This is a genomic window from Oleiphilus sp. HI0125 (assembly GCF_001635355.1).
Genome location: NZ_LWGF01001523.1, coordinates 1 through 943, shown reverse-complemented (window position 1 = coordinate 943; position 943 = coordinate 1). Strand labels below are relative to the sequence as shown.

At 43.4% G+C, this 943-nt stretch carries 1 pseudogene; it reads left to right on the top strand.

Annotation, left to right across the window (positions count from 1 at the left end):
- Positions 1-53: 53 nt before the first annotated feature.
- Positions 54-943: pseudogene (locus A3762_RS25490) on the top strand (exodeoxyribonuclease V subunit gamma); the annotation flags it as partial.

Below are 943 nucleotides of genomic sequence, written 5' to 3'. Positions count from 1 at the left end.
TATTATGCGCTTTTGATAAAGACTCGAGCTTAAGTTCCAAAGACGTCATCGTAATGGCCCCTGACATTCAGTCATATGGGCCCTTAGTGCATGCCGTATTTGGCGAGCCGATAAAAAATAAAGCGGGCCAAACCCAACGTATTCAGTATGGCATATCTGATCATGCATTAAGTTTCGAGCAGCCACTTTTAGAATCTTTGATTAAAGTGCTTAGTTTTGATCAATCACGACTTGGCGTTGATGAGTTCTTAGAGTTAATGAGCGTCGAAGCCGTGCGTTCGCGCTTTGAGATGGATGATGCTCAATTAGAATGCTTGCAGCATTTGGTACGTTCCTTAAATGTGCGTTGGGGTTTGTCTGAAAAACATAGAGATCAAGTGTCTGGTGGTGAGCAAACAGGTAGCAATAATACTTGGTTGCAAGGTATTCAGCGTGCGCTCAAATCATATCTCCTAGGTGATATGCCCGCGTTGAAAGTAGAGCAAGACTTTGTCCCGATTTCGCTAAGAACACGTGAGTCGCAAGACTTAGTGGGCATGCTAGCAAGTATTATTGATTTGATTGAAGACTGTATGTCAGTGTTTTCTGGTAAACAGTCAACGATGATATGGATGAATCGAGTTCAAGCTATTTGGCAACAATGGTTTGATTTGAATATCGTAGACGAGTCAGTACAGCGCTTAATCGATCGCGCCTTAGATAGCTGCCGCGAGCAAGTCATGTTGACCCAATTTGATCAGACTATTCCGTTCTCGATTATTCGCGGAATCCTTCAAACTGAACTTGATAAAGAGAAAGTGAGTCAGCGTTTTCTGGCTGGGCGCATGAACTTCTGCAACTTGATGCCAATGCGTACTGTTCCGTTTCGTTTGGTGTGTTTGCTCGGTATGAATGAGGGTGAATATCCGCGGCATGATTTAAATCAAAGCTTCGACTTAATGGC